Genomic DNA, 25,732 nt, shown 5'->3' on the forward strand with positions numbered 1-25,732 from the left:
TCAAATTAGGTCACCTGCATTACTTTCGGCTAACGTCGATCGTAACCGATTCCCGCCACGACGAAGTGAAGGAAATGACGGACCTCACACGACGATCCCTGCTCGGTCTCGGCGCCGCTGCCGCGACCACGGCGCTCCTGTCCGCGTGCTCCACCCCGGGCACGACGTCGGTCAACACCGCCCCGCCCATCCGAGCGGCTGCCCGCGGCGAGAAGATCACCCTCACCTACTGGGCCTGGCTCAAAGACCTCCAGAAGGTCGCGGACGTGTGGAACGCGTCGCACCCGGACGTCCAGGTGGAGGCGGTCTGGATCCCCGGAGGCAACGCCGGCGGCTACCAGAAGCTCTACTCGGCCCTCGCCGCCGGCGGCGGCCCGGACCTCGCGCAGATCGAGCTGCGGAGCGTCCCCGAGTTCATGCTCGTGAACGGCCTCGTCGATCTCGCCCGGTACGGCGCCGCCGACTACGCCACCCGCTACGACCCGACGCTGTGGAGCCAGGTGAGCTACGTGGGCGGCGTCTACGCCATCCCCCAGGACTCCGGCCCGATGGCGCTCTACTACCGGCCGGATCTGTTCGAGAAGGTCGGCGCGGGCGCACCCGCCACCTGGGACGAGTGGGCGGAGACGGGCCGGGAGCTGAAGAAGGCCGGGATCTTCATCGACGCCTTCAACTACTCGGACCCGTCGTGGTTCGCGGCGCTGGCCGGGCAGGCCGGCGCATCCTGGCTGCGTGTGGACGGCGACCGCTGGCTGATCGACATGACCGACGACGCGACGCTGCAGACCGCGCGGTTCTTCGACACCGCCATCGACGCCGGCATCCTGCAGACCGGCTACGGCGACTTCTCGACCGGCTGGTTCGCGGCGGCGGCGAAGGGCACGATCGCCGGCTGCGCCAGTGCGAGCTGGGGCGACGCCCTGCTCCAGGGCGTCTCGGGCGGCGAGGGCAAGTGGCGGGTCGCTCCGCTCCCCCGGTGGGACTCCGGCTACGGCTCCAGTGCCCTCGGCGGCTCGACCGCCGCAGTGCTCGCGAACAGCAGGCACCCGAAGGAGGCGATGGAGTTCGCCGTCTGGATGACGACCAGCCCGGAGGGGATCGACGCGATGATCAAACACTCGGGCATCGGCTGGTCGCCGGACGCCGACTACATCGGGGCCGAGCGCACGAAGCCGTCGGCGTGGTTCGGCGGCCAGAGCTACAACGAGGAGGTGTTCCTTCCCGCATCCACGGAGCAGAACCCCGACTGGTCGTGGTGGCCGATCACGCAGCAGTCGTTCAACATCCTGGCGGACGGCTTCCGCAAGAAGCCGGGCGGCCAGACGCTCGTGGACTCCCTCGCGCAGAGCGAGAAGTCCATCATCGACGCGTTCCGCAAGAAGGGCCTGACGATCGAGAAGGCCCGCTCGTGAAGGGCACGCGCACGACCTGGGCGCCGTGGACGCTCCTCGCCCCCTTCCTGGCGCTGTTCGTCCTGACCTTCCTGCTGCCCATCGTGGTGGCGATCGGTTCGAGTTTCACCACGGTCACCCGCTCGGGCGTCTTCGGCGAGAAGGGCGTGACGACCCAGTTCGCGTGGTTCGCGAACTACGCGCAGGCGCTCGGCAACCCCAACTTCATCGCCTCCATCGGCCGGATGCTGCTCTTCGGCGTCGTGCAGGTCACGGTGATGATCGCGCTCTGCACCGTGCTCGCCCTCCTGCTGGAGTCGGCCTCCGTCCGCTGGCCCGGGCTGTTCCGCGCGGTGTACTTCCTGCCGTACGGGATCCCGGGCGTCATCGCGACCATCCTGTGGTCGTTCCTCTACGTGCCGGGGCTGAGCCCGCTGGTCGACCTCGGCTCCGCGTTCGGGCTGCAGCTCGACTTCCTCGGGCCGAACACGGTGCTCTGGTCGATCGCGAACATCGTCACGTGGACCTACACCGGCTACAACATGATGATCATCATCGCGCAGCTGAAGTCCATCCCGACCGAGGTGTACGAGGCGGCGAAGGTGGACGGCGCCGGGCCGTTCCGGGTCGCCCGCAGCATCCAGCTGCCGCTCATCCGGCCCGCGCTGACGCTCACGATCGTGTTCTCCATCATCGGGACGCTGCAGCTCTTCGCCGAGCCGCAGGTGCTGCAGTCCGTCGCGCCGGCGATCGACAGCGAGTACACCCCCAACCTCAGCGCGTACACGACGGCGTTCGCCTACAACGACTACAACGTCGCGGCGGCGCAGTCGGTGCTCATCGCACTCGTGGCCTTCCTGCTATCGTTCGCCTTCCTGCGCCTGTCCAACCGGAGGTCCCGATGACGACGACCGACACCACCGACCCCACGCCCACGTTCTCCGTCGGCGCGCAGGCACCGCGGTCGGCGCACGACCGCTCGGCCGGGCGCCGGTCCGGCACGCGCATCCTGGTCACCGCAATTCTCGTCGTGGTCGCGGTGTACTTCCTGGTCCCCGTGTACTGGGTCGTCGTCGCCGCGACCAAGACCACGCAGGATCTGTTCGCGACCAACGGGTTCGTGTTCTCCGGGAACTTCGCCCTCTGGCACAACCTCGCCGAGGTCCTGAACTTCCAGGACGGCATCTTCCTGCGCTGGTTCCTCAACTCGGTGCTGTACGCGGGAGTCGGCGCCCTGCTCGCGACCTACTTCGCCGCGGCCGGGGGCTACGCGCTGTCGAAGTACGCGTTCCGGGGGCGCGGCTTCGTCTTCGGGCTGATCCTGGGCGGCGTGCTCGTCCCCGGCACGGCGACGGCGCTCCCGCTGTTCCTGCTGTTCAGCGAGCTCGGTCTGGCGAACACCTACTGGGCGGTGCTGCTGCCCTCGCTGGTGTCACCGTTCGGGCTGTTCCTCTGCCGCATCTACGCCGACGCGACGGTGGACACGGCGCTCCTGGAGGCGGCACGGCTCGACGGAGCGGGCGAGCTGCGCATCTTCCACACCGTCGGGCTGCGCGTGATGACGCCCGCCCTCGTGACCGTCTTCCTGTTCCAGCTCGTCGGGATCTGGAACAACTACTTCCTGCCGCTCGTCATGCTCTCCGACGAGCGGCTGTACCCGATCACGCTGGGCCTGAACTCCTGGCGCTCGCAGACCGACCGCCTGCCGGAGTTCTACGAGTTGACCACCGGCGGCGTGCTGCTGTCGATCATCCCCCTCGCCATCGCCATGATCGTGCTCCAGCGGTTCTGGCGCGGCGGCCTCACCGAAGGATCCGTGAAATAGTGCTCGCACCCGCCTACCTCCACGACACCGCACCCGGGAGCGGGGCGCGCGTGGCTCCGCGCTCGTGGCTGCAGAGCGACGCCCCGGCCCTGTCGCTCAACGGAGCCTGGCGGTTCCGGCTCTCCCCCACGGCCGCGCTGCCCGACGACGTCGCCGAGGTCGGGCTCGACGACAGCGGCTGGGACGAACTCCCCGTCCCGGCGCACTGGGTGCTGCAGGGAGACGGCGCGTACGGCCGGCCGATCTACACGAACGTCCAGTTCCCCTTCCCACTCGACCCGCCGCACGTCCCGGACGAGAATCCGACCGGCGACTACCGGCGCACGTTCGAGCTGCCGGGCGACTGGCCCGCGGGTGCGCGCGTCGTGCTGCGCTTCGACGGGGTGGAGTCGCTGTACCGGGTGTGGCTGAACGGCACGGAGGTGGGGATCGCCACGGGCAGCCGGCTCGCGCAGGAGTTCGACGTCACCGACGTCGTGCAGCCCGGCACCAATCTGCTCGCCGTGCGGGTGCACCAGTGGTCTCCCGCGAGCTACCTCGAGGACCAGGACCAGTGGTGGCTGCCGGGCATCTTCCGCGATGTGACGCTGGTCGCGCGTCCCTCCGACGGCCTCCGGGACGTCTGGCTGCGCACCGGCTGGGCGGACGGCGCCGGCTGGATCGAGCCGGAGGTCACGGCGGACGACAGCGCCTTCCCCGTCGCTCTCCGCATCCCGTCGCTCGGCGTGGAGGCGGTGTGGGCCGGCCGGAGCGAGGTCGGGCGGATCGAGGTCGGGCCGGTCGAGCCCTGGACCGCCGAGAACCCGCGCCTCCACGACGCGACCGTCGCCTCCACCGGCGAGACCGTGAGCCTGCGGCTCGGCTTCCGCTCCGTCGAGATCCGCGGCGACCGGTTCCTCGTCAACGGCGAGCGCGTCGTCTTCCACGGCATGAACCGGCACGAGGCGCACCCGGTGCGCGGCCGCGTCTTCGACGAGCCGCACGCGCGGGAGGACCTCGCGCGCATGAAGCGGTTCAACGTCAACGCCATCCGCACCAGCCACTACCCGCCGCACCCGCGCCTCCTCGACCTCGCCGACGAGCTGGGGTTCTGGGTGATCCTGGAGTGCGATCTGGAGACCCACGGCTTCGAGAAGAACGGCTGGATCGGCAACCCCAGCGATGACCCGGCGTGGCGCGACGCCTACCTCGACCGGATCGAGCGGACGGTGGAGCGCGACAAGAACCATCCCAGCATCGTGATGTGGTCCCTCGGCAACGAGTCGGGCACCGGCGCCAACCTCGCAGCCATGTCGGCCTGGGTGCACGCGCGCGACACCGGCCGCCCCGTCCACTACGAGGGCGACTACACGGGCGACTACACCGACGTGTACTCGCGGATGTACTCGACCGTGCCGGAGACCGAGCAGATCGGCACCGACGGCTCCACGGCTCCCCTCCTGCGCTGCACGCCCGCCCAGGGGGCCCGCCAGCGCACGAAACCCTTCATCCTCTGCGAGTACGCGCATGCGATGGGCAACGGCCCGGGCGCTCTCGACCAGTACGAGGCCCTCGTCGACGCCCATCCACGCCTGCACGGCGGTTTCGTATGGGAGTGGCGCGACCACGGCATCCTGACCCGCACGGCCGACGGGACGCCCTACTACGCCTATGGCGGTGACTTCGGCGAGGTGGTGCACGACGGCAACTTCGTCATGGACGGCATGGTGCTGAGCGACGACACCCCCACCCCGGGACTGTACGAGTTCGCCGAGGTCGCCGCTCCCGTGCGGTTCGCGTTCGACCGGACCGGTGGGGTGACCATCGAGAACCGCCGGCACAGCGCGCCCACCGATGACCTGCGCTTCGACTGGCGGGCCGAGCACGACGGCCGGGTCGCCGCGAGCGGCGTGCTCGCCGTGCCGTCGATCGCGGCCGGCTCGTCCGTGCGCGTCGAGCTCCCCGGCCTCCCCGTCGCACCGGACGCGGAGACCTGGCTGACGGTCGAGGCGGTCCTCGCCACCGCGACCCCGTGGGCGCCCGAGGGGCACGTCGTGGCCTCGGCCCAGGACGACCGCACGCCTCGGCCGCTGAGCAGCACGGCACCGACCGCTCCGCGGGTCACGGGCTGGCGCGACGCGGAGGGCACCCTCGCCCTCGGCTCCGCCGTCTTCGAGGGCGGGCGCCTGATCGAACTCGCCGGTCGCGCCGTGAGCGGGCCGCGACTCGAGCTGTTCCGCGCGCCGACCGACAACGACGAGGGCGGCGCCTACAGCGACCCGGCGGGCAGCGACGGCGCGGTGCCCGGCGTGTCGAGCGCCTCACTCTGGCGTGCGCACGGCCTCGACCGGCTCGTGCATCGGCAGGTCGCGGTCCAGGAGGCGCCCGGCGCCCTCCGCACGCTCACCCGCGTCTCCGCGGCCGATTCCGCCCTCTCGCTGACGGTGGAGACGCTCTGGACCCTGGTCGGCGACCGGCTGGAGCTGCGCGTCGAGGTCGAGCCGTCGGCCGGCTGGCCGACGGTGTGGCCGCGCGTCGGCGTGCGTTTCGACCTCCCCGACGACGGCGAGCCGATCACGGGCGCCGAATGGTTCGGGCTCGGGCCGCGGGAGTCGTATCCCGACAGCATCCGGTCGGCGCGGCTCGGGCGCTATGCAGCGACGGTCGACGACCTCTCCGTGCCCTACGCACGGCCGCAGGAGACCGGCCACCGCTCGGCCGTGCGGGAGCTCACCGTCGGCGGTCTCGCGCTCCGCGCCCTCCCGGACGGCCGAGGACGCCTCCCGGGCTTCGTGCTCACGCGCCACACCCCGCAGCAGATCGCCGCGGCGGCGCACCCGCACGAGCTTCCCGCGTCCGAGACCACGTATCTCTTCCTCGACGCGGCACAGCACGGCCTCGGCTCGCGCGCGTGCGGCCCCGACGTGTGGCCGGAGTTCTCGCTGCGCCCCGAGGCCCGCACCCTCCGCGTCCGCTTCGGCGGCTGAGGGCGCGCCACCTCCGAAAGACACGGAACGCCGCCTCGCACCGGGCGAAGCGGCGTGCCGCGTCCTGTCGGTCGAAGGGTCAGCGGTTGAGCGGCGTCATGTCCGCGTAGCGGTCGCCGACCGGGGCGGCGACGGCGTCGAGCCGCTCGAGCTGCTCGGGGCTCAGCTGCACATCCACCGCCTCGACGTTCTGCTCCAGGTTCTCGACACGACGCGTGCCCGGGATGGGGACGATGTCCTCACCCTTCGCGAGCAGCCACGCGAGCGCGACCTGCCCGGCCGTCGCCCCCGCCTCCCGCGCCACGGCGTCGACCTGCTCGACGATGCGGATGTTCGCCTCCAGGTTGTCGCCCTCGAAGCGCGGGTTGAACCGGCGGAAGTCGTCCGGCGAGAGCTCGTCGAGCGAGCGGATGGTCCCGGTGAGGAACCCGCGGCCGAGCGGCGAATACGGCACGAAACCGATGCCGAGCTCGCGGACGGTCGGCAGCACGCCCTCCTCGGGGTCGCGCGTCCAGAGCGAGTACTCCGTCTGGACGGCGGTCACGGGATGCACGGCGTTCGCCCGGCGGATCGTCTCGGGTGCGGCCTCCGAGAGACCGTAGTGGAGGATCTTGCCCTCCTCGATGAGCTCCTTGAGGGCGCCCACCGTCTCCTCGATCGGCGTTCCGGGGTCCATCCGGTGCTGGTAGTAGAGATCGATGCGGTCGGTCTGGAGGCGCTTCAGCGACCCCTCGACCGAGAGGCGCACGTTCTCCGCGGACCCGTCGAGGCCGCGCTCATCGTTCTGTCGGTGCAGGATCGTGCCGAACTTGGTCGCGATCACGACCTGGTCGCGCCGGCCGTCCGCGAAGGCGCGGGCGAGCAGCTCCTCGTTGGCGTACGGGCCGTAGATCTCGGCCGTGTCGAAGAACGTGACACCGAGGTCGATCGCGCGGTGCAGCGTCCGGATCGAACCCGCGTCGTCCTGACCGGCGCCCGTGTAGAACGCGGACATGCCCATGCAGCCGAGGCCCAGGCGTGAGACCTCGAACTTCTCGGTTCCGAGAGTGGTCTTCTTCATGCGTTCGACTTCCCTTTCTTAGCGTGGAGACAGTCGTGCGGAGACGGTGTCTTCGTAGAGACCGATCTTGTAGTCGATGGCGGCGAGGCTCGCCGTCATCTCCTCCAGCTGCCGCGCGACCGCACCGCGGTGCAGGAGCAGCAGCTCCAGCCGTTCGGCGGTGGTGGACTCCCCCAGCCGGGCGAGCTCCACGTAGCGGCGCATCACGGCGATGGGCATCGCGGTGGAGCGCAGCTTCGTGAGGAACAGGACCCAGGTGAGGTCGGCCTCCGAATACCGGCGGTGAGAGGAGGACGCGCGCTCGACGGGGCTCAGCATGAGACCCTCGCGCTCGTAGTAGCGCAGGGTGTGCGTGGAGAGCCCGGTGCGCTCGGCGATGTCGGAGATCGACATCGCCGTGATGCTGTCGGTCATACCGCCACGATAGGACTTCGAGTGCGCTCGAAGTCAACCTGCGCCGGCCGGATCGTGTCAGGCCTCCGAGTTGCGGCGCGTGAGCTCCTGCTCCGGCAGGGGACGCGCAATGGGCACGCGACTGCCGAGGACCTGCGCGACGAGGTCGCGGGCGATCTTCTGCGCCGTGAGTCCGGCCTCCTCGAGGATCTGCTCGCGGGTCGCGTGGTCGATGAACTCGTCGGGCAGGCCCAGCTCGTCCACGGCGGTGTCGATGCCGGCTTCGCGCAGGTCCTGGCGGACGCGCGTGCCGATGCCGCCGACGCGGATGCCGTCCTCGATGGTGACGACGATGCGGTGGTCCGCGGCGAGGGACAGGACGCTCTTCGGTACCGGGACGACCCAGCGCGGGTCGACGACGGTCGCGCCTATGCCCTGCGCGGCCAGCCCGTCGGCGACCTTCAGCGCGAGGTCGGCCATCGGGCCGACGGCGACAAGCAGCACGTCCTTGCGCTCGTCGTCGCGCAGCACGTCGACGCCGTCCTCCAGCCGACGCACGGCGGGGATGTCCGGCTGCACGCTCCCTTTCGGGAACCGCAGGACGGTCGGCCCGTCGTCGACGGCCACGGCCTCGGCGAGCTCCTCGCGGAAGCGGGTCGCGTCACGCGGTGCAGCCAGACGGATGCCGGGCACGACCTGCAGGATCGCCAGATCCCAGATGCCGTGGTGGCTCGGGCCGTCCGGTCCGGTCACACCGGCGCGGTCGAGCACGAACGTCACGCCCGCCTTGTGCAGGGCGACATCCATCAGCACCTGGTCGAACGCGCGGTTGATGAAGGTCGCGTAGATCGCGACGACCGGGTGCAGGCCGCCGAAGGCGAGGCCGGCAGCGCTCGTCGCGGCGTGCTGCTCGGCGATGCCGACGTCGTGCACGCGGTCCGGGAAGCGCTCGGCGAACTTGTGCAGACCGGTCGGGCGCAGCATGGCGGCCGTGATGCCGACCAGCTTCGGATCCTTCTCGGCGAGCCGGACGATCTCGTCCGCGAACACGCCGGTCCAGCTGGGCTTGCTCGAGCTGTCGATCGGCTCGCCGGTCTCGGGGTCGATCTGCCCGACGGCGTGGAACTGGTCCGCCGCATCCCGGAGCGCGGGCTCGTAGCCGCGTCCCTTCTGGGTGATCGCGTGCACGATCACCGGGGCGCCGTAGTTCTTCGCCTGGAGGAGGGCCTCCTGCATGGCCTGGATGTCGTGGCCGTGCACCGGCCCGATGTACTTGATGTCGAGGTTCGAGTACAGCGCCTCGTTGTTCGAGAACCGGCTGAGGAACCCGTGCAGCCCGCCGCGGACGCCGCGGTAGAACGAGCGCCCCGGGGCGCCGAGCTTGTCGAACGCGCGCTGGCTGGTCAGGTAGAGGTTGCGGTAGGCACGGCGCGTGCGCACCGTGTTCAGGAAGCGCGCCATGCCGCCGATCGTCGGGGCGTAGGAGCGGCCGTTGTCGTTCACGACGATGATCAGCCGGCGGCTGTTGTCGTCGGAGATGTTGTTGAGCGCCTCCCACGTCATGCCGCCGGTGAGGGCGCCGTCGCCCACCATCGCGATGACGTGCCGGTCGTTCTGGCCGGTCATCTGGAAGGCGCGCGAGATGCCGTCCGCCCAGGAGAGCGACGAGGAGGCGTGCGAGCTCTCGACGATGTCGTGCTCCGACTCCGAGCGCTGCGGGTAGCCGGCGAGGCCGCCCTTCTGGCGCAGCTGCGAGAAGTCCTGACGCCCGGTGAGGAGCTTGTGCACGTACGACTGGTGACCGGTGTCGAAGACGATCGCGTCGCGCGGGGAGTCGAACACGCGGTGGATGGCGATGGTCGTCTCCACAACGCCCAGGTTGGGCCCCAGGTGCCCGCCCGTCTTGGCCACGTTGGCGATCAGGAACGCGCGCACCTCAGCGGCGAGCTGGACGAGCTCCCGGTCCGTGAGCCGATCGAGATCGCGCGGCTCGTGGATCGTTTCGAGGATGCTCATGAATTCGAGTGTAGGGCCGCTGAATCGAGAGGAGGCTCGGAACCGGCGATTCCGAGCCTCCCCTTGACAACGGTCTGGTTACACCAGGCTCCGGAGCACGTACTGCAGGATGCCGCCGTTGCGGTAGTAGTCCGCCTCACCCGGGGTGTCGATGCGGACGACCGCGTCGAACTCGATCGTCTGCTTGCCCTCGGGCGAGTCCGCGCTGGGCTCGGCGACGACGTGCACGGTCTTCGGGGTGCGGCCCTCGTTCAGCTCCTCCAGGCCCGAGATCGAGACGACCTCGGTGCCGTCGAGGCCGAGCGACGCCCAGCTCTCCCCGGCGGGGAACTGCAGCGGGACGACGCCCATGCCGATGAGGTTCGAGCGGTGGATGCGCTCGAAGCTCTCGGTGATGACCGCGCGGACGCCGAGGAGGCTGGTGCCCTTCGCCGCCCAGTCGCGCGACGAGCCGGAGCCGTACTCCTTGCCGCCGAAGATCACGAGCGGGGTGCCCTGCGCCTGGTAGTTCTGCGACGCGTCGTAGATGAACGACTGCGGGCCGCCCTCCTGGGTGAAGTCGCGGGTGTAGCCGCCCTCGACGCCGTCCAGGAGCTGGTTCTTCAGGCGGATGTTCGCGAAGGTGCCACGGATCATCACCTCGTGGTTGCCGCGGCGCGAGCCGTAGGAGTTGAAGTCCTTGCGGTCGATGCCGTGCTCGTCGAGGTAACGGCCGGCGGGGCTGTCGGCCTTGATGTTGCCGGCCGGGCTGATGTGGTCGGTCGTGACCGAGTCGCCGAGCTTCGCCAGCACGCGGGCGCCGGAGATGTCGGAGACGGGGGTCGTCTCGAGCGTCATGCCGTCGAAGTACGGGGGCTTGCGCACGTAGGTCGACTTCTCGTCCCACTCGAAGACCGAGCCGGTCGGGGTCGGCAGCGACTTCCAGCGCTCGTCGCCCTCGAACACGCTCGCGTACTCGTGGGTGAACATGCCCTCGTTGATGGAGGAGTCGATCGTCTCCTGCACCTCGGCGGCGTCCGGCCAGATGTCCTTGAGGAAGACGTCGTTGCCGTCCTGGTCCTTGCCCAGGGCGTCGACCTCGAAGTCGAAGTTCATCGACCCGGCGAGGGCGTACGCGATCACGAGCGGCGGGCTCGCGAGGTAGTTCATCTTGACGTCGGGGTTGATGCGGCCCTCGAAGTTGCGGTTGCCCGAGAGCACCGCGGTGACGGCGAGGTCGTTCTGGTTGACGGCCTGCGAGATCTCGTCGATCAGCGGGCCCGAGTTGCCGATGCAGGTGGTGCAGCCGTAGCCGACCGTGTAGAAGCCGAGGTCCTCGAGGTAGCCGGTGAGGCCCGCCTTCTCGTAGTAGTCGGTGACGACCTTCGATCCCGGCGCGAGGGTGGTCTTGACCCACGGCTTGGAGGTGAGGCCCTTCTTCGCCGCGTTGCGGGCCAGGAGGCCGGCCGCCAGCATCACGGACGGGTTCGACGTGTTGGTGCACGAGGTGATCGCCGCGATCGCGACGGCGCCGTGGTCCAGCGTGAACGAGGCGCCGCTCTCGGCGATGGTCACCGGCGTCGGGCTCGACGCCGTCTTCGGCGCGTGGCTGTGGTGGTGGTGCTCGTGGGTGCTCCGCGTGTCCTCCGGGCTCAGCTCGCCGGGGTCGGAGGCCGGGAACGACTCCGAGATCGTCAGGTCGACCAGGTCGTGCGAGACGTCAGCGTAGTTCGTCAGGTCCTTCTCGAACTGGTCCTTCGCCTCGCTGAGCTCGATGCGGTCCTGCGGACGCTTCGGCCCGGCGATCGACGGGACGACGGTGGAGAGGTCGAGCTCGAGGTACTCGCTGAAGACCGGCTCGGTCTCCGGGTCGTGCCACAGGCTCTGCGCCTTCGAGTACTCCTCGACCAGGGCGACCTGCTCCTCGCTGCGGCCGGTGAGGCGCAGGTAGTCGAGGGTCACGTCGTCGATCGGGAACATGGCGGCGGTCGAGCCGAACTCGGGGCTCATGTTGCCGATGGTGGCGCGGTTGGCCAGCGGGACCTCCGCGACGCCGGCGCCGTAGAACTCGACGAACTTGCCGACCACGCCGTGCTTGCGCAGCATCTCGGTGATGGTGAGCACGACGTCGGTCGCGGTCACACCGGTCGGGATGGCGCCGGTCAGCTTGAAGCCGACGACCTTGGGGATGAGCATGGAGACAGGCTGGCCCAGCATGGCCGCCTCGGCCTCGATGCCGCCGACGCCCCAGCCGAGCACGCCGAGGCCGTTGACCATCGTCGTGTGCGAGTCGGTGCCGACGCAGGTGTCGGGGTAGGCCAGCAGCTCGCCGCCGACCTCGCGGGTCATGGTGACGCGCGCCAGGTACTCGATGTTCACCTGGTGGACGATGCCGGTGCCCGGCGGGACGACCTTGAAGTCGTCGAACGCGGTCTGGCCCCAGCGCAGGAACTGGTAGCGCTCGCCGTTGCGCTCGTACTCGATGTCGGTGTTGCGCTCGAGCGCGTCCGCCTGGCCGAAGAGGTCGGCGATGACGGAGTGGTCGATGACCATCTCGGCCGGCGCGAGCGGGTTGATCTTCTTGGGGTCGCCGCCCAGGGCGGAGACCGCCTCGCGCATCGTGGCGAGGTCGACGATGCAGGGCACGCCGGTGAAGTCCTGCATGATGACGCGGGCCGGGGTGAACTGGATCTCGGTGTCCGGCTCGGCGGCCGGATCCCACGACCCGAGGGCGCGGATGTGATCGGCGGTGATGTTCGCGCCGTCCTCGGTGCGGAGCAGGTTCTCCAGCAGAACCTTGAGGCTGAACGGCAGCCTCTTGTAGCCGTCCACGGTGTCGATCCGGAAGATCGTGTAATCCTTCGAACCGACCGTCAGGGTGCTCTTCGCACCGAAGCTGCCGAACGCGGAACTTGTAGTCGCTGACACGTTGCCCTCTCCTTCATCGGCAGGCGATGTAACGCGAGCCTCATCCATCTTGGTTGTCCGTCGAAGCGTGTTTCCAGCAAGGTAAGCCTAAGTCGTCGGCGCCGGGATTTATCTTGACGTCAAGATAAAATCTACCACGTTCACTGCCGGTCGAAGACCAGTTCGCGGCGCTTCGCGAACCGGTAGAAGAGCTCGATCCCCGCCGCGCCCGCGGCGCCGACCGCGAGGCCCCAGAGCAGCCCTCCCGAGAGGCTCAGGTGCATCTGGAAGAACTCCGCCGTGAACGGGATGACGCAGACCAGGACGAAGGCGGCCGCGACGGCGCCGAGCAGCGCCCACCGCGCGCCCGTGAGCGGCCTCGTCAGCACGCAGAGGATCCAGAGCGAGACGCAGAAGAGCGTCACCGTGGTGATGCTGCGGGCCTCGTGCAGCGGCAGGGACCGGTGGATCGGCGCGTACGAGACGATGGCGGCGACGCCGGCGATCACCCCCGTCGGGACCGAGTACTTCAGGATGCGCGGCAGCACGCCGGGCGTGTAGATGCGACGGTTGGGCGCCAGCGCGAGGAAGAAGGAGGGGATGCCGATCGCCAGCGACGAGACCAGCGTCAGCTGCCGCGGGAGGAACGGGAACGGCCACAGCAGCACGGCGCTCACCAGGGCGAGCAGGATCCCGTAGACCGTCTTCGCGAGGAAGATGTTCGACACCCGCTCGACGTTCGCGATCACCCGGCGACCGGAGGCCAGCACGCCGGGGAGGCGGTCGAACCGGTTGTCGAGCAGCACCAGCCGCGACACCGCCTTGGTCGCGGCCGTCGCCGATCCCATCGCGATGCCGAGGTCGGCGTCCTTGATCGCCATCGCGTCGTTCACGCCGTCGCCGGTCATCGCGACCGTCCGGCCCTGCGCGCGCAGCAGTCCGACGGCCGTGCGCTTCTGCTCGGGGCTGACGCGCCCGAGCACGTCGGCGGTGCGGAGCGCCTCGTCCAGCTGCTCGTCCGTGGTGAGCGTGGAGGCGTCCACCGCCGTGCCGGAGAGGTGGAGCTCGCGGGCGATCGCGCCGACGGTGACCGGATTGTCGCCGGACATCACGACGACGCGCACGTCCTGCTCGGCGAAGTAGCCGAGGGTCTCCTCGGCCTCGGGACGCAGGGTCTCCCCCAGCACCACGAGCTTCGCGGGTTCGAGCGCGAGACCGGCCAGCTCGATCTGCGCCCCCTCGGGCAGCGGAGCCGCCGCGCGTGCCAGGGCCAGGGTCCGGCGGCCGGTCGCGGCGATCCCGGTGGCGCGCGCCAGCTCCGCCGGATGGTCGGCGAGCACCCGCTCCGGTGCGCCGAGCACCCACGAGCTCTCCTCGCCGCCGACGCGGACCACCACTCCGCTGTACTTGGTGGCCGAGCTGAACGGGATGCGCCGCAGCACCGTGAACGCCTCGCTCCGGAACGTGCCGGCCAGGATCCCCGCCGTGGCGTTGCCCGCGTCGTCCGAGCCGAACGCCGCCAGGGCGACGTCCGCCTGCTCGGCGAGCGCGTCGTCGCCCAGAGCCTCGGTGCGCTCCAGCGCCAGCTCCCCGTTCGTCAGCGTCCCGGTCTTGTCGAGGCACAGGACGTCGACGCGGGCGAGCACCTCGACCGCCGCGAGCTCCTGCACCAGCACCTTGCGCGACGCGAGCTGGATCGCGGCGACGCCGAACGCGAGGCTGGTGAGCAGCACCAGACCCTCCGGGATCATCCCGACCACCGCGGCGACCGCGTCGACCAGGGCACGGCGCCAGCGGTCGTCCACGAAGAGCGTGCGGAAGCCGCCGTAGGCCAGCACCCGCCCGACGAGGGTGATGAGGATGACCGGCCCGAGGATCCACGAGAGGTAGACGAGGATGCGGTTGGTGGCGTCCCGCAGCTCCGAGCGAACGAGCGAGTGCTTCTTGATCTCGCTGGTGAGCTTGCTCGCGTACGAGTCGGCGCCGACCGCGGTGACCACCGCGTATCCCGTGCCGGTCGCGACGTGGGAGCCCGACAGCAGCTGCGCACCGGCGTCCTTGAACACCGGGTCCGACTCGCCGGTCAGGAGGGACTCGTCGAGGGAGAGCCCGGTGCTCTCGGCGACCACCGCGTCGGCGGGGACCTGGTCGCCGGGCCGCAGGACGAGCAGATCGTCGAGGACGACGTCCTCCAGCGGCACCGCGACCACCTCGCCGTCGCGGCGCACGCGGCTCTCGGGCGCGGCGAGCAGGGCGGCGCGGTCGAGCACCAGCTTCGCCCTGACCTCCTGCACGATGCCGATGAGGGCGTTGGCCACGACGACGCCGTAGAAGAAGCCGTCGCGCAGATCGCCGAGCAGCAGCACCGCCACGAAGCAGACGGTGAGGATGCCGTTGAACAGCGTGAAGATGTTCTCGCGCAGGATGTCGCCGATCGACCGCGAGCTGGACTGCCGCTGCGCGTTGTGGCGGCCGTCCGCGCGACGCTCCGCCACTTGGGCCGCCGTGAGGCCCGCGCTCATGCGCGCATCGGTCATGCGTCCCCCCGGATCAGCGGCCTACGTGCCGGCCGGCTTCGGCGGCGTCTTCTGGGGCGGCGTCTGCTGCGGGAACTGGCCGCGGACGACGAAGTAGGTCACGAGCAGCAGGGGCGCGTACAGCGGGACGCCCATCAGCAGCTTGGTGAGGGCGAGCGCGCTCGTCGCCTCGGGCGTGTGCGCCAGGTAGAGCGGGACCTGCACGAGCAGCCGGGCGGCGAAGAGCAGGAACCAGAGGAACGTGAGCGCCTGCATCACGCGGAACTTCGAGCGGACGCTCCGCCACGCCAGTCCGTCGCCCATCAGGTAGCCGGCGGCCAGGCCGATCAGCGGCCAGCGCACGACGATGGAGATGAGGAGGGCGGCGCCGTACGCGGCGTTCGTCCAGATCCCCAGGAGGAAGTTGTCCTCGCCGCGACCGGTGATGAGGGCCAGGATGGCGGAGACGCCGACGCCGATGAGGCCCGCGACGGCCTGCGTCACCGGGGTCTTGCCGACGATCCGCACCACCGTGAAGATCACCGCGACGAGCACCGAGCACCCGATCGACAGGGGCACGTTCTCCGTGAACGTGAAGAGGATCAGGAAGACGAGGCCGGGGAGGATCGTCTCGGCGAGCCCGCGCACGCCGCCCAGAGCGCCGAGGAGGGCGGCACCGGTCGGGGCGTCCCCTTCGGTGAGCTGTCCGAGGCCTGACTTGCGGGCCGCACGGGCGAGGCTCTCGCCGACGCTCGCCGCGACCTCGTCCTTCTGGGCGTGGTCGTCGTGCTCGACGTGCTCCGGCTGCTGCGGCTCCTGCTCTGCCATGCGCGCCTACAGCGAGGTGTAGCCGTTGTCGGCGCCCGCCGACGGTGCGGCCGGCATCCGCAGCGGGATGAGGTCGCGCGGGGGCATCGGGACCGAGCCGCGGACGACGACGATGCTGCGGAAGAGGTCCTCCACCAGCGCGGCGGCCTCCGGCTTGATGGCCGCGTCGCCCGCGATCACGCCGCGGAGGAACCAGCGCGGTCCGTCGACGCCCACGAAGCGGGCGACCCGGGTCTCGCCGGGCTTGCCTTGCGGGGCGGCGACCGGGATCTCCGCGATCAGCTCGGGACCGAACACGCCGTCGCGCTCGCTGATGCGGCCACCCTGGCGCTCCACCTGATCGGCGATCTGCGCGCGGATCTCGTGCCAGAGGCCGCTCGACCGCGGCGCTGCGAACGGCTGGACCTGGAGCGTGGAGTTCGCGTAGTCGAGGCCGACGGCGACGACGCGCTGCGACTCCTCCTCCACCTCCAGCCGCAGGTGCAGGCCCTCGCGCGGCAGGATCTTCACGCCCCCGAGGTCGACGTAGGGGCGGACGGGGTTGGCCTCGCTCTCGTCGAGCGGGCCCTCCGTCTCGCGGTCGTCCGGAGCCGACTTGGCGTCGTCGGGGGCGTCCTGCGTCTCCGGAGCGGACTCCTCGGCGTCGACCTCGGTCGCGTCGATCTTCTCCGGGGTGTCGCTGGTGTCGCTCAAGCGTGGTCTCCTGACTGGGTCACGGTGTATCCGGACGAGCCGAATCCCGCGGTGCCGCGGTGGCTGTCCGGCAAGGTGTCGACGGGGATGAACCGTGCGCGCGTGACCGGCATGACGATCAGCTGGGCGATCCGGTCGCCGACGGCGATATCGTACGGCATCGACCTGTCCGTGTTGAGCACGGTCACGCGGATCTCCCCGCGGTAGCCGGCGTCCACGGTTCCGGGCGAGTTCACGATCGTGATGCCGTGCCGCATGGCGAGTCCGCTGCGCGGGACGACGAACGCCGCGTACCCGTCCGGCAGGGCGATCGAGACGCCGGTGGCGACCGTGTGGCGCTCCCCCGGGCCCAGCGTCACGGCCTCCGCCGCGCAGAGATCGGCCCCGGCGTCGCCCGGGTGGGCGTAGGTGGGGAGGAGCTCGGCCATGATCGGGACGTCGACGGAATCGGTCACGTGTCGAGGGTAGTGCAGAAGTCTGATCGAATAGGGACCATGGACCTCTACCGTGAGCGGCTCTGGGCGACGCCCTGGCTCTTCATCTCCACCCTGCTCGTCATCCCCGCGGTCATGCTCGTGTTCGCGCCCATCAACTTCACGGTGGGCGTCGTGCTGGCGATCGTGTTCTACGTCGCGATCGCCGTGGCGCTGATCGTCTCCGCCCCGTCGCTGCGGGTGACGAAGGACGAACTGATCGCCGGCCGCGCGCACATCCCGCTGTCCCTCACCGCCACGCCCTCGGCGTACACCGGCGACGCCGCGACGCTGGAGCGCGGTCAGCGCCTCGACGCGCGTGCGTGGCTGCTGATCCGCGGCTGGATCAAGCCGGTCGTCAAGGTGCCCGTCGCCGACCTCGACGACCCGACCCCGTACTGGCTCCTCTCAACAAGAAACCCGGACCAGTTGGTCCGGGTTCTCGAGGAGGCTCGCCAGAGTTCGGGGGAACACTGACGTTCGTGCGTGCGTCGCTCAGGCGGCGCACTCCACGCAGATCGGTCCGAGCTTGCTCTCGTGGTCGATCTGCGAGCGGTGCTTCACCAGGAAGCAGTTCACGCAGGTGAACTCGTCCGCCTGCGGCGGGAGCACCACGACGTCGAGGTCGAGATCCGAGAGGTCGGCGCCGGGGAGCTCGTAGCCACCCGGGTTGTCGGCATCCTCGACGTCGACGACACCGGACATCTTGTCCGGAACTCGCTCCTTGAGGGCCTCGATCGACTCGGAGTCGTCCTCGGTCTTCCGCGGTGCGTCGTAATCCGTTGCCATGCCCATCCACTTCTCGTACGTAACGGCCGATTCTCGCAATCGGCGGCGATAGTTTGCATCAATCGCCAAGGAATAGCAAAACCACTCGGGAGCCTCTCAGCGATTGCGGAGGTATCAACTTCCGGCACGCCCGGCGTATTCCCCGACCCACCTCCGTTCCCGTGGCATCCTGGCCCGGTACGCACGCGAGCTCGGAAGGCATCCACATGCAGGATTTGAAGGTCATCGGGGTCGAGAACGGCGCGATCGTCGCCGTCGGCGACGACGGTGAGCGATTCCGCATCGCCGTCGACGACGCCCTGCAGTCGAAGATCCGCCAGGTGCGGCAGCAGACGTCCACGGAGGGGGTCAAGCTCTCGCCGCGCGAGGTCCAGGCCCACATCCGCTCCGGCATGTCGGCGGAAGACGTCTCAGCGGTCACCGGCGCCCCCCTGGAGTACGTCCAGCGCTTCGAGGGTCCCATCGTCGCGGAGCGCGAGCACATCGTCGCCAGCGCCCTCAGCGTCCCCGTCCGCACCGCGGCCGAGGTCGACCCCCTGGGCGAGCCGGACACGTTCGGCTCGGTCATCCGCGACCGCCTCGCCTCCCTCGGCGTCTCGGGCGAGCGGTGGGCGAGCTGGAAGGACTCGGAGACCGGCTGGATCGTCAAGCTCGAGTTCACGGCCGACGAGATCGACCACGACGCGCGCTGGTCGTACGACGCGCGCAAGCACGGCCTCGCGCCCCTGAACTCGGAGGCGACTACGCTGTCCCAGGCGGGCGAGCTCCGCGGCGGGACGCTGATCCCCCGGCTGCGCGCCGTGCTGCCCGACGAGGGCGAGCCCGACACCTCCCGCTTCGACAGCGGTGCCTTCAGCTTCCCCGAGCCCGTCGCCGACCTGCTCGGCCCGGAGATCACCACGCCGATCGAGCCGCTGACCGCCGGCCGCACGGGTGCCAGCAACTCCATCACCGTCTCCGCCATCAACCGCGCCGACGACGAGACCCCGCGCGACCTGCACCAGACCGCCGACCTGCTGGAGGCGCTCCGCCGCCGCCGGGGCGAGCGCGAGGCCGCGACCTACGACGAGAAGCCCGAGGCCCCCGCCGCCCCGACGCCGCCCGCGCAGCCGGAGGGCGGTGCTCCCGCTTCCGCCCCGACGCCGTTCCGCATCGTGGACGAGGCGATCGCCGCCGCCGATCCGTCGGCCCTCGAGGGCGCGACGGTCGCCACCACGACCGAGCAGAGTCCGAGCACGGGAGGCCGCCGCAAGGGCCGCGCCTCCATGCCGAGCTGGGACGAGATCGTCTTCGGCGCCCGCACGGACGACGACCTGGCCTGAGGCGCTAGGCCGCCGCGCCGAACCGCAGCAGGGGCACCCTGGTCTCCTCCGCGGTGAGCGAACCGTGCTGGCCCACCATGTTGCGACCGCTGCGGGAGAGGTCCCGCGAGTCGTAGTAGGCGATGCGCTTGCGCGTGGCGACGAGCACGTCGCCGATCCGCGGGGCCACCCCGGGATCCACCGCGGGTCCGAACCAGCCGGCCTCCACGGCCGCGGCCCGCGTGGCGATCCAGGAGCGCTCGCCCTCGACGCCGCGCCAGCGATCGGCGACCGTGTCGGGATCGGCGCCCGCCTTCGTGTAGAGGTGCAGGAAGCGCGGCTCGCCGCCGATCGCGTCCACACCCTCCAGCAGCTCCGGAGCGGTGTCGAACAGCACGTGGCCGCTCTCGGGAACGTCGATCACGCCGTGGTCGGCGGTGAGGAGGGCGGCGCGGCCCGGGCCGAGCCGCCGGGCGAACCCGGCGACGAGGGCGTCGAGCGTCTCCAGCGCGGCCGTCCACTCCGGCGACTCCCAGCCCTTGGCGTGGGCGAGCTGGTCGAGCTCGGCGACGTACAGGTAGGTGATGCCGGGCCCGGCGCCCGCGACGACGGACTCGGCGAGCTCGAAGCGCTCGGCCATCGTGCGGCCGCCCACGAACTCCGCGCCCCGGAGCGCGGCGGCGGTGAAGCCCGACTCGGCGTACTTCGGCAGGCCGATCGCGCGGGCGGCGACGCCCTGCTCGGTCGCGCGCTCGAAGATCGTCCGCGAACGCTGCCAGGTCGCCGGATCCATCCGGTCGTCCCACCCGGACAGCTGGTTGGTCAGCCGGCCCGCGCCGTCGCGCACGCGGTAACCGACCATCCCGTGCTCCCCCGGCAGCGTGCCGGTCGTCAGCGTGGTCAGCGCGGCCGCGGTGGTGGTGGGGAATCCGGCGTCAATCGTGGTGGTCTTGCCGAGCAGCGGCGCGAGCGTGCGCGCGTGCCCGGAGCGGGCGCGGAGGGAGGAGGCGCCGAGTCCGTCGACGACGATCACCACGACGTGCTCCAGTGCGGGCAGCCCCAGGTCGTTCGCCTCCCCCTGCACCGCGGCGAGCGAACTCGGCAGAACCGCGGCAAGGCTCGTCCTCGTCGTGAACGCGGCCGGTAGCATGGGGGACATCCGGCCCAGTCTGGCACACGCAGGCGGAGCCCCACCGCCCTTCCCGAGAATGCACGAATGACTCCAGCAGACGACCAGACCCCCGCCGGCATCACCGAACGCATCGAAGACGTCGACGTCACGACGGAGATGCAGGGCTCGTTCCTCGAGTACGCCTACTCGGTCATCTACTCCCGCGCGTTGCCCGACGCCCGCGACGGCCTCAAGCCCGTCCAGCGCCGCATCCTCTACATGATGACCGAGATGGGTCTGCGGCCCGACCGCGGCCACGTGAAGTCCGCGCGCGTCACCGGCGAGGTGATGGGCAAGCTCCACCCGCACGGCGACAGCGCCATCTACGACGCGCTCGTCCGCATGGCCCAGGACTTCACCCTCCGCGTCCCCCTCGTCGACGGGCACGGCAACTTCGGCTCGCTCGACGACGGCCCGGCGGCCGCGCGGTACACCGAGGCGCGCCTGACGGCGGCGGCGCTGGCCCTCGCGGAGGACCTCGACGAGGACGTCGTCGACTTCGTCCCCAACTACGACGCCCAGCTCATGCAGCCGGATGTGCTGCCCGCGGCCTTCCCGAACCTGCTCGTCAACGGCGCCAGCGGCATCGCGGTCGGCATGGCCACCAACATGGCCCCCCACAACCTCATCGAGGTCGTCGGCGCCGCACGGCATCTGCTCGAGAACCCCGACGCCACGCTCGACGACCTGATGGCGTACGTGCCGGGGCCGGACCTCCCGTGCGGCGGGACCATCGCCGGTCTCGCCGGCGTGCGCGACGCCTATGCCACCGGACGCGGCAGCTTCCGGATGCGCGCCAAGGTCGCCGTCGAGGCGATCACCGCCCGCAAGAGCGGCCTCGTCGTCACCGAGCTGCCCTACATGGTCGGCCCCGAGAAGGTCATCGAGAAGATCAAGGACGGCGTCGGCGCCAAGAAGCTCAACGGCATCTCCGACGTCACCGACCTGAGCGACCGTCAGAACGGCCTCCGTCTCGTCATCGGCATCAAGACCGGCTTCAGCCCCGACGCGGTGCTCGAGCAGCTCTACCGGCACACGCCGCTGGAAGAGGGCTTCTCGATCAACAACGTCGCCCTCGTCGAGGGCGGCCCGCAGACCCTCGGCCTGCGGGAGCTGCTCTCGGTCTACCTCGACCACCGCGTGCGCGTGGTCACCCGCCGCTCCGAGTTCCGCCTGGCGCGCCGCAAGGAGCGCCTGCACCTCGTCGAGGGCCTCCTCATCGCGATCCTCGACATCGACGAGGTCATCCAGGTCATCCGTTCGTCGGACGACACCGAGCAGGCCCGCACACGCCTCATGCAGGTGTTCGACCTCAGCACCCTGCAGGCCGACTACATCCTCGAGCTGAGACTGCGCCGCCTCACCCGCTTCTCCCGCATCGAGCTCGAGACCGAACGCGACCAGCTCCGCGCCGAGATCGCCGAGCTGGAGGCGCTGCTCGCGAGCCGCCAGCGCATCAACGAGCTGGTCTCGGACGAGCTCGAGCAGGTCGCCGCGAAGTTCGGCACCCCGCGTCGCACCCTGCTGACGGAGGCCAAGCCCTCCATCGCCAGCGCCTCCGGCCGCGGCAAGGCGGCCCAGGTGCAGCTCGAGGTGGCGGACGTGCCGTGCCGCGTGTTCCTCTCGACCACCGGGCGCATCCTCCGCGTCGACGAGCCGGCCCCGGCCGAGGGCGTCGAACCGGGCGCACTGGCGCGCATCCAGCCGCCGGCCCGGCGCAGCAAGCACGACGCCATCCTCTCGCAGCTCGACACGACGAGCCGCGCCGAGATCGGCGCCGTCACGAACACCGGTCGGCTCATCCGCTTCTCCCCCGTCGACCTGCCCGCCGCACCGCTCAACTCCATCCAGCTCGGCGCCGGCGTCAAGGTGGGCGACTACCTCGCCCTCGCCGACAAGAAGGAACGGATTCTCGCGATCGTCTCCCTCGACGACGCCCGCACCATCGCTCTCGGCACCCGCCAGGGCGTCGTGAAGCGCGTCGTCGCCGGCGACTGGGCGAACAAGCCCGAGTTCGAGATCATCGCCCTCAAGCCCGGCGACGAGGTCGTCGGCGCCGTGCAGGTCCAGGACACGGACGAGTTCGTGTTCGTCGCCAGCGACGCCCAGCTGCTCCGCTTCCCCGCCTCCGCCGTGCGCCCGCAGGGCCGCTCGGCCGGCGGCATGGCCGGCATCAACCTCGGCGACGGCGCGCGCGTGCTCTCCTTCGGCGCGGTCCCGGCCGACGAGAAGGAGGCCTCGGTCGTCGTCACGATCGCGACCGGTGGCCAGACGCTCCCCGGCACCGACCCCGGCAGCGGCAAGATCAGCGATCTCGCGGAGTTCCCCGCCAAGGGACGCGCCACCGGGGGCGTGCGCGCCCAGCGCTTCCTCAAGGGCGAGGCCGAGCTCTCCCTCGCCTGGGTCGGCCGCGGCCCGGCGCTCGCGGTCGGCACCGACGGCGCCGCACGCACCCTGCCCGAGGGCGGCGCCCGCCGCGACGCCTCCGGCACCCCCCTCGACATGGTCGTGGGCTCGGTCGGCCGCCAGATCGGCTGACCCGCACCCCCGCACCCCCTCGCCACCTCGCGAGACGTGACTCGTCGCGAGTCCGCGCCGACCCGCATCCGCAACAACTCACACGTCGCGGGCCGGGCGCGATCCCCCATTCGCGAGAGGTGAGTTGTTGCGGGTCACGGGAGGCCCACACCCGCAACAACTCACGCCTCGCGAACCAGACGCCAACCAACACCCGCGAGAGGTGAGTTGTTGTGGGTGCGGGCAGACCCACACCCGCAACAACTCACGCGTCGCGAACCAGACGCCAAGCACCACGCGCGAGAGGTGACTCGTTGCGAGTCATGGGAGGCCCGCACCCGCAACAACTCACTTCTCGCGACCAGACCCCAACCACCAGCCGCGAAAGGTGACTTCCTACGCGTCACGGGAAGCCCACACCCGCAACAACTCACGCCTCGCGGACCAAAGGCTCGCCAGGCGCCAACCTCCATCCGCGAGAGGTGACTCGTTGCGGGTCAGGGCGGGTCCCCACCCGCAACAACTCACATCTCGCGAACCAGACGGCAGCCAGACGCCAACCACCACCCGCGAGAGGTGGCTCGTTGCGGGTCAGGGCAGACCCGCACCCGCAACTACTCACGTCTCGCGGGCGCGGCGCGCGGCGCGCGGCGCGCACGGAGGCTACGCGTCGATGCGTGCGCGGCTGAGGTCGTCGGCGCCGGCGATGATGAACTCCTTGCGGGGGGCGACGTCGTTGCCCATGAGCAGTTCGAAGACGCGGGAGGCGGCCTCGGCGTCGGGGACGCGCACGCGGCGCAGGGTGCGGTGTGCGCGGTCCATCGTCGTGGTCGCCAGCTGGTCCGCATCCATCTCGCCGAGACCCTTGTAGCGCTGGATCGGCTCCTGGTGCTTCTTGCCGCGCTTGGCCAGGTCGGCGAGCACGGCGTTCAGCTCGGCCTCCGAGTACGTGTAGATCGTCTCGTTCGGCTTGGAGCCGGGGTTCTGCACGATGACGCGGTGCAGCGGCGGGACGGCCGCGAAGACGCGCCCCTCCTCGATCATCGGCCGCATGTAACGGAAGAACAACGTGAGCAGGAGGGTGCGGATGTGCGCGCCGTCCACGTCGGCGTCGCTCATGATGATGACCTTGCCGTAGCGCGCGGTCGCGAGGTCGAAGCTGCGCCCCGAACCGGCGCCGATCACCTGGATGATCGCGGCGCACTCGGCGTTCGAGAGCATGTCCGACACGGACGCCTTCTGCACGTTCAGGATCTTGCCGCGGATGGGCAGGAGGGCCTGGTACTCGCTGTCGCGGGCGCGGCGGGCGGTGCCGAGGGCGGAGTCGCCCTCGACGATGAACAGCTCGCTGTTGGCGACGTCGCTCGAGCGGCAGTCGACCAGCTTCGCCGGCAGGGAGGAGGTCTCGAGCGCGTTCTTGCGGCGCTGCGTCTCCTTGTGGGCGCGGGCGGAGATGCGGGACTTCATCTCGGCGACGACCTTGTCGAGCACGAGCGCGGCCTGCGCCTTGTCGTCGCGCTTCGACGAGGTGAACCGCTCGGTCAGGGTCTTCTGGATGACCTGGGCGACGATGTTGCGGACGGCGGGGGTGCCGAGCACCTCCTTCGTCTGGCCCTCGAACTGCGGTTCGGGCAGGCGCACCGTCAGCACGGCCGTCAGACCGGCGAGCACGTCGTCCTTGTCGAGCTTGTCGTTGCCGACCTTGAGGCGCCGGGCGTTCTGCTCGACCTGGGCGCGGAGGAACTTCAGCAGCCCTTGGTCGAACCCGGTCTGGTGGCTGCCGCCCTTGGGGGTGGCGATGATGTTGACGAAGCTGCGCATGACGGTGTCGTAGCCGGTCCCCCAGCGCAGGGCGATGTCCACCTCGCAGGTGCGGGTCAGCTCGGTCGGGATCATCGCCCCGGTGTCGGAGAGTACGGGCACGGTCTCGGTGAACGTGCCCTCGCCCTGCAGGCGCCAGGTGTCGGTGATCGGCGCGTCGGGGGCGAGGAACTCGACGAACTCCGAGATGCCGCCCTGGTACTGGAAGGTGGTGCGCTCGCCCTCGGGCGTCCGCTTGTCGTCGATGGTGATCGCGAGGCCCGGCACCAGGAAGGCGGTCTGCCGGGCGCGGCCGACCAGGTCCTCGACGGAGAAGGCGGCGCCCTTTGTGAAAATCTGCCGGTCGGCCCAGTAGCGCACGCGCGTGCCGGTCTTCGCCTTGGCGACCTTGCCCGCCACCCGCAGCTCGCTGCCGCTCACGAACGGCGAGAAGGCCGCATCCGGGCTCGGGCCGCCCGCGCCGTCGGCGAACACGCCCGGCTCGCCGCGGTGGAAGGACATGGCCCACGTCTTGCCGTCGCGGTCGACCTCGACGTCGAGCCGCTCCGAGAGGGCGTTCACGACCGAGGCGCCGACGCCGTGCAGGCCGCCGGAGGCGGCGTACGAGCCGCTGCCGAACTTGCCGCCGGCGTGCAGCTTGGTGAACACGACCTCCACGCCGGTGAGGCCGGTCTTGGGCTCCACGTCGACCGGGACGCCGCGGGCGGTGTCGCGCACCTCGACGCTGCCGTCGGGATGCAGGATGACGTCGATCGCCGTGCCGTGCCCGGCCAGCGCCTCGTCGACCGAGTTGTCGATGATCTCCCAGAGGCAGTGCATGAGGCCGCGGGAGTCCGTCGAGCCGATGTACATCCCGGGACGCTTCCGGACGGCCTCGAGCCCCTCCAACACCGACAGATGCCTGGCCGAATAGTCTGAGCTCGCCACGAGTGCTCCTTGCGTTCCGGGTGCGCCCGGAGGATGCGGGCGTCGTGCTCTCTCCAGCGTAGACAACACCGGGGACACCCTCCGCCACCGACACCCAGCGCCCGCGAGGCTACGCGTTGAGCGAAATAGCAGGCAATGCGCGATGGATTACCCGCCGGG

At 70.5% G+C, this 25,732-nt stretch carries 18 protein-coding genes; 7 read left to right on the top strand and 11 right to left on the bottom strand.

The window, feature by feature from the left end; all coding sequences use genetic code 11:
* The first annotated feature begins 74 nt into the window (after positions 1-74).
* The 4 genes from BGO91_RS07845 to BGO91_RS07860 are packed head-to-tail and all read left to right on the top strand — an operon-like array spanning position 75 to position 6,182.
* Positions 75-1,412: a sugar ABC transporter substrate-binding protein gene (locus BGO91_RS07845; RefSeq protein WP_290472221.1), complete on the top strand. Its 1,338-nt coding sequence runs from the start codon at positions 75-77 to the stop codon at positions 1,410-1,412.
* Positions 1,409-2,296 (top strand): carbohydrate ABC transporter permease, encoded by an 888-nt coding sequence (locus BGO91_RS07850; RefSeq protein WP_290472222.1) that lies wholly within the window; start codon positions 1,409-1,411, stop codon positions 2,294-2,296. The genes BGO91_RS07845 and BGO91_RS07850 overlap by 4 nt, the downstream gene beginning before the upstream one ends.
* Positions 2,293-3,216 (top strand): carbohydrate ABC transporter permease, encoded by a 924-nt coding sequence (locus BGO91_RS07855; protein ID WP_290472223.1) that lies wholly within the window; start codon positions 2,293-2,295, stop codon positions 3,214-3,216. The genes BGO91_RS07850 and BGO91_RS07855 overlap by 4 nt, the downstream gene beginning before the upstream one ends.
* On the top strand, positions 3,216-6,182 hold the full coding sequence (locus BGO91_RS07860; RefSeq protein ID WP_290472224.1) for a glycoside hydrolase family 2 TIM barrel-domain containing protein: 2,967 nt from the start codon (positions 3,216-3,218) through the stop codon (positions 6,180-6,182). Before BGO91_RS07855 ends, BGO91_RS07860 begins: the two co-directional genes overlap by 1 nt.
* Before the next feature lie 79 nt (positions 6,183-6,261).
* On the opposite strand, the gene BGO91_RS07865 is transcribed toward BGO91_RS07860, so the two are convergent.
* The 8 genes from BGO91_RS07865 to dut form a co-directional block, all read right to left on the bottom strand.
* Complete coding sequence (locus BGO91_RS07865; RefSeq protein WP_290472225.1) at positions 6,262-7,242, bottom strand: aldo/keto reductase; 981 nt, start codon at positions 7,240-7,242, stop codon at positions 6,262-6,264.
* An 18-nt stretch (positions 7,243-7,260) separates the two neighbouring features.
* Complete coding sequence (locus BGO91_RS07870; protein ID WP_290472226.1) at positions 7,261-7,656, bottom strand: MerR family transcriptional regulator; 396 nt, start codon at positions 7,654-7,656, stop codon at positions 7,261-7,263.
* Positions 7,657-7,713: 57 nt separating this feature from the next.
* Complete coding sequence (dxs, locus tag BGO91_RS07875; protein ID WP_290472227.1) at positions 7,714-9,651, bottom strand: 1-deoxy-D-xylulose-5-phosphate synthase; 1,938 nt, start codon at positions 9,649-9,651, stop codon at positions 7,714-7,716.
* A gap of 78 nt (positions 9,652-9,729) precedes the next feature.
* Positions 9,730-12,558: an aconitate hydratase AcnA gene (gene acnA / locus BGO91_RS07880; protein WP_290472228.1), complete on the bottom strand. Its 2,829-nt coding sequence runs from the start codon at positions 12,556-12,558 to the stop codon at positions 9,730-9,732.
* Between the two features lie 140 nt (positions 12,559-12,698).
* On the bottom strand, positions 12,699-15,074 hold the full coding sequence (locus BGO91_RS07885) for an HAD-IC family P-type ATPase (protein WP_290472229.1): 2,376 nt from the start codon (positions 15,072-15,074) through the stop codon (positions 12,699-12,701).
* Positions 15,075-15,095: 21 nt separating this feature from the next.
* Positions 15,096-15,881, bottom strand: coding sequence for a DUF3159 domain-containing protein (locus tag BGO91_RS07890; RefSeq protein WP_290472230.1), 786 nt, complete (start codon positions 15,879-15,881; stop codon positions 15,096-15,098).
* Between the two features lie 6 nt (positions 15,882-15,887).
* The gene (locus BGO91_RS07895) at positions 15,888-16,544 is read right to left on the bottom strand and encodes a DUF3710 domain-containing protein (RefSeq protein WP_290472441.1); all 657 of its coding nucleotides are present in this window, start codon (positions 16,542-16,544) and stop codon (positions 15,888-15,890) included.
* A 26-nt stretch (positions 16,545-16,570) separates the two neighbouring features.
* Positions 16,571-17,029, bottom strand: a complete 459-nt coding sequence (gene dut, locus BGO91_RS07900) for a dUTP diphosphatase (protein ID WP_290472231.1) — start codon at positions 17,027-17,029, stop codon at positions 16,571-16,573.
* A 39-nt stretch (positions 17,030-17,068) separates the two neighbouring features.
* Between dut and BGO91_RS07905 the strand changes: the two genes are divergently transcribed.
* Entirely contained in the window at positions 17,069-17,524 is a 456-nt protein-coding gene (locus tag BGO91_RS07905) for a DUF3093 domain-containing protein (RefSeq protein ID WP_290472232.1), read from the top strand.
* A gap of 18 nt (positions 17,525-17,542) precedes the next feature.
* Here BGO91_RS07905 and BGO91_RS07910 read toward each other — a convergent pair whose 3' ends face one another.
* The gene (locus BGO91_RS07910; protein WP_039920738.1) at positions 17,543-17,836 is read right to left on the bottom strand and encodes a DUF4193 domain-containing protein; all 294 of its coding nucleotides are present in this window, start codon (positions 17,834-17,836) and stop codon (positions 17,543-17,545) included.
* 206 nt (positions 17,837-18,042) lie between these two features.
* On the opposite strand from BGO91_RS07910, the gene sepH reads away from it, so the two are divergent.
* Positions 18,043-19,158, top strand: a complete 1,116-nt coding sequence (gene sepH / locus BGO91_RS07915; RefSeq protein ID WP_290472233.1) for a septation protein SepH — start codon at positions 18,043-18,045, stop codon at positions 19,156-19,158.
* A 4-nt stretch (positions 19,159-19,162) separates the two neighbouring features.
* Here sepH and BGO91_RS07920 read toward each other — a convergent pair whose 3' ends face one another.
* On the bottom strand, positions 19,163-20,296 hold the full coding sequence (locus BGO91_RS07920) for an alkaline phosphatase family protein (protein ID WP_290472234.1): 1,134 nt from the start codon (positions 20,294-20,296) through the stop codon (positions 19,163-19,165).
* Positions 20,297-20,353: 57 nt separating this feature from the next.
* On the opposite strand from BGO91_RS07920, the gene BGO91_RS07925 reads away from it, so the two are divergent.
* On the top strand, positions 20,354-22,846 hold the full coding sequence (locus BGO91_RS07925; RefSeq protein WP_290472235.1) for a DNA topoisomerase IV subunit A: 2,493 nt from the start codon (positions 20,354-20,356) through the stop codon (positions 22,844-22,846).
* Positions 22,847-23,488: 642 nt separating this feature from the next.
* Here the strand turns inward: BGO91_RS07925 and BGO91_RS07930 are convergent.
* The gene (locus tag BGO91_RS07930; protein ID WP_290472236.1) at positions 23,489-25,573 is read right to left on the bottom strand and encodes a DNA topoisomerase IV subunit B; all 2,085 of its coding nucleotides are present in this window, start codon (positions 25,571-25,573) and stop codon (positions 23,489-23,491) included.
* Positions 25,574-25,732 lie beyond the last annotated feature (159 nt).

The organism is Leifsonia sp. 71-9, assembly GCF_001898805.1.
Taxonomy (GTDB): Bacteria; Actinomycetota; Actinomycetes; order Actinomycetales; family Microbacteriaceae; genus Leifsonia.

Coding starts and splice junctions, on each gene's coding strand:
- BGO91_RS07885 (WP_290472229.1), bottom strand. CDS start 15,074: ATGACCGATGCGCGCATGAGCGCGGGCCTCACGGCGGCCCAAGTGGCG.
- BGO91_RS07925 (WP_290472235.1), top strand. CDS start 20,354: ATGACTCCAGCAGACGACCAGACCCCCGCCGGCATCACCGAACGCATC.
- BGO91_RS07870 (WP_290472226.1), bottom strand. CDS start 7,656: ATGACCGACAGCATCACGGCGATGTCGATCTCCGACATCGCCGAGCGC.
- BGO91_RS07890 (WP_290472230.1), bottom strand. CDS start 15,881: ATGGCAGAGCAGGAGCCGCAGCAGCCGGAGCACGTCGAGCACGACGAC.
- BGO91_RS07905 (WP_290472232.1), top strand. CDS start 17,069: ATGGACCTCTACCGTGAGCGGCTCTGGGCGACGCCCTGGCTCTTCATC.
- BGO91_RS07855 (WP_290472223.1), top strand. CDS start 2,293: ATGACGACGACCGACACCACCGACCCCACGCCCACGTTCTCCGTCGGC.
- BGO91_RS07910 (WP_039920738.1), bottom strand. CDS start 17,836: ATGGCAACGGATTACGACGCACCGCGGAAGACCGAGGACGACTCCGAG.
- sepH (WP_290472233.1), top strand. CDS start 18,043: ATGCAGGATTTGAAGGTCATCGGGGTCGAGAACGGCGCGATCGTCGCC.
- BGO91_RS07920 (WP_290472234.1), bottom strand. CDS start 20,296: ATGTCCCCCATGCTACCGGCCGCGTTCACGACGAGGACGAGCCTTGCC.
- BGO91_RS07865 (WP_290472225.1), bottom strand. CDS start 7,242: ATGAAGAAGACCACTCTCGGAACCGAGAAGTTCGAGGTCTCACGCCTG.
- BGO91_RS07845 (WP_290472221.1), top strand. CDS start 75: ATGACGGACCTCACACGACGATCCCTGCTCGGTCTCGGCGCCGCTGCC.
- dxs (WP_290472227.1), bottom strand. CDS start 9,651: ATGAGCATCCTCGAAACGATCCACGAGCCGCGCGATCTCGATCGGCTC.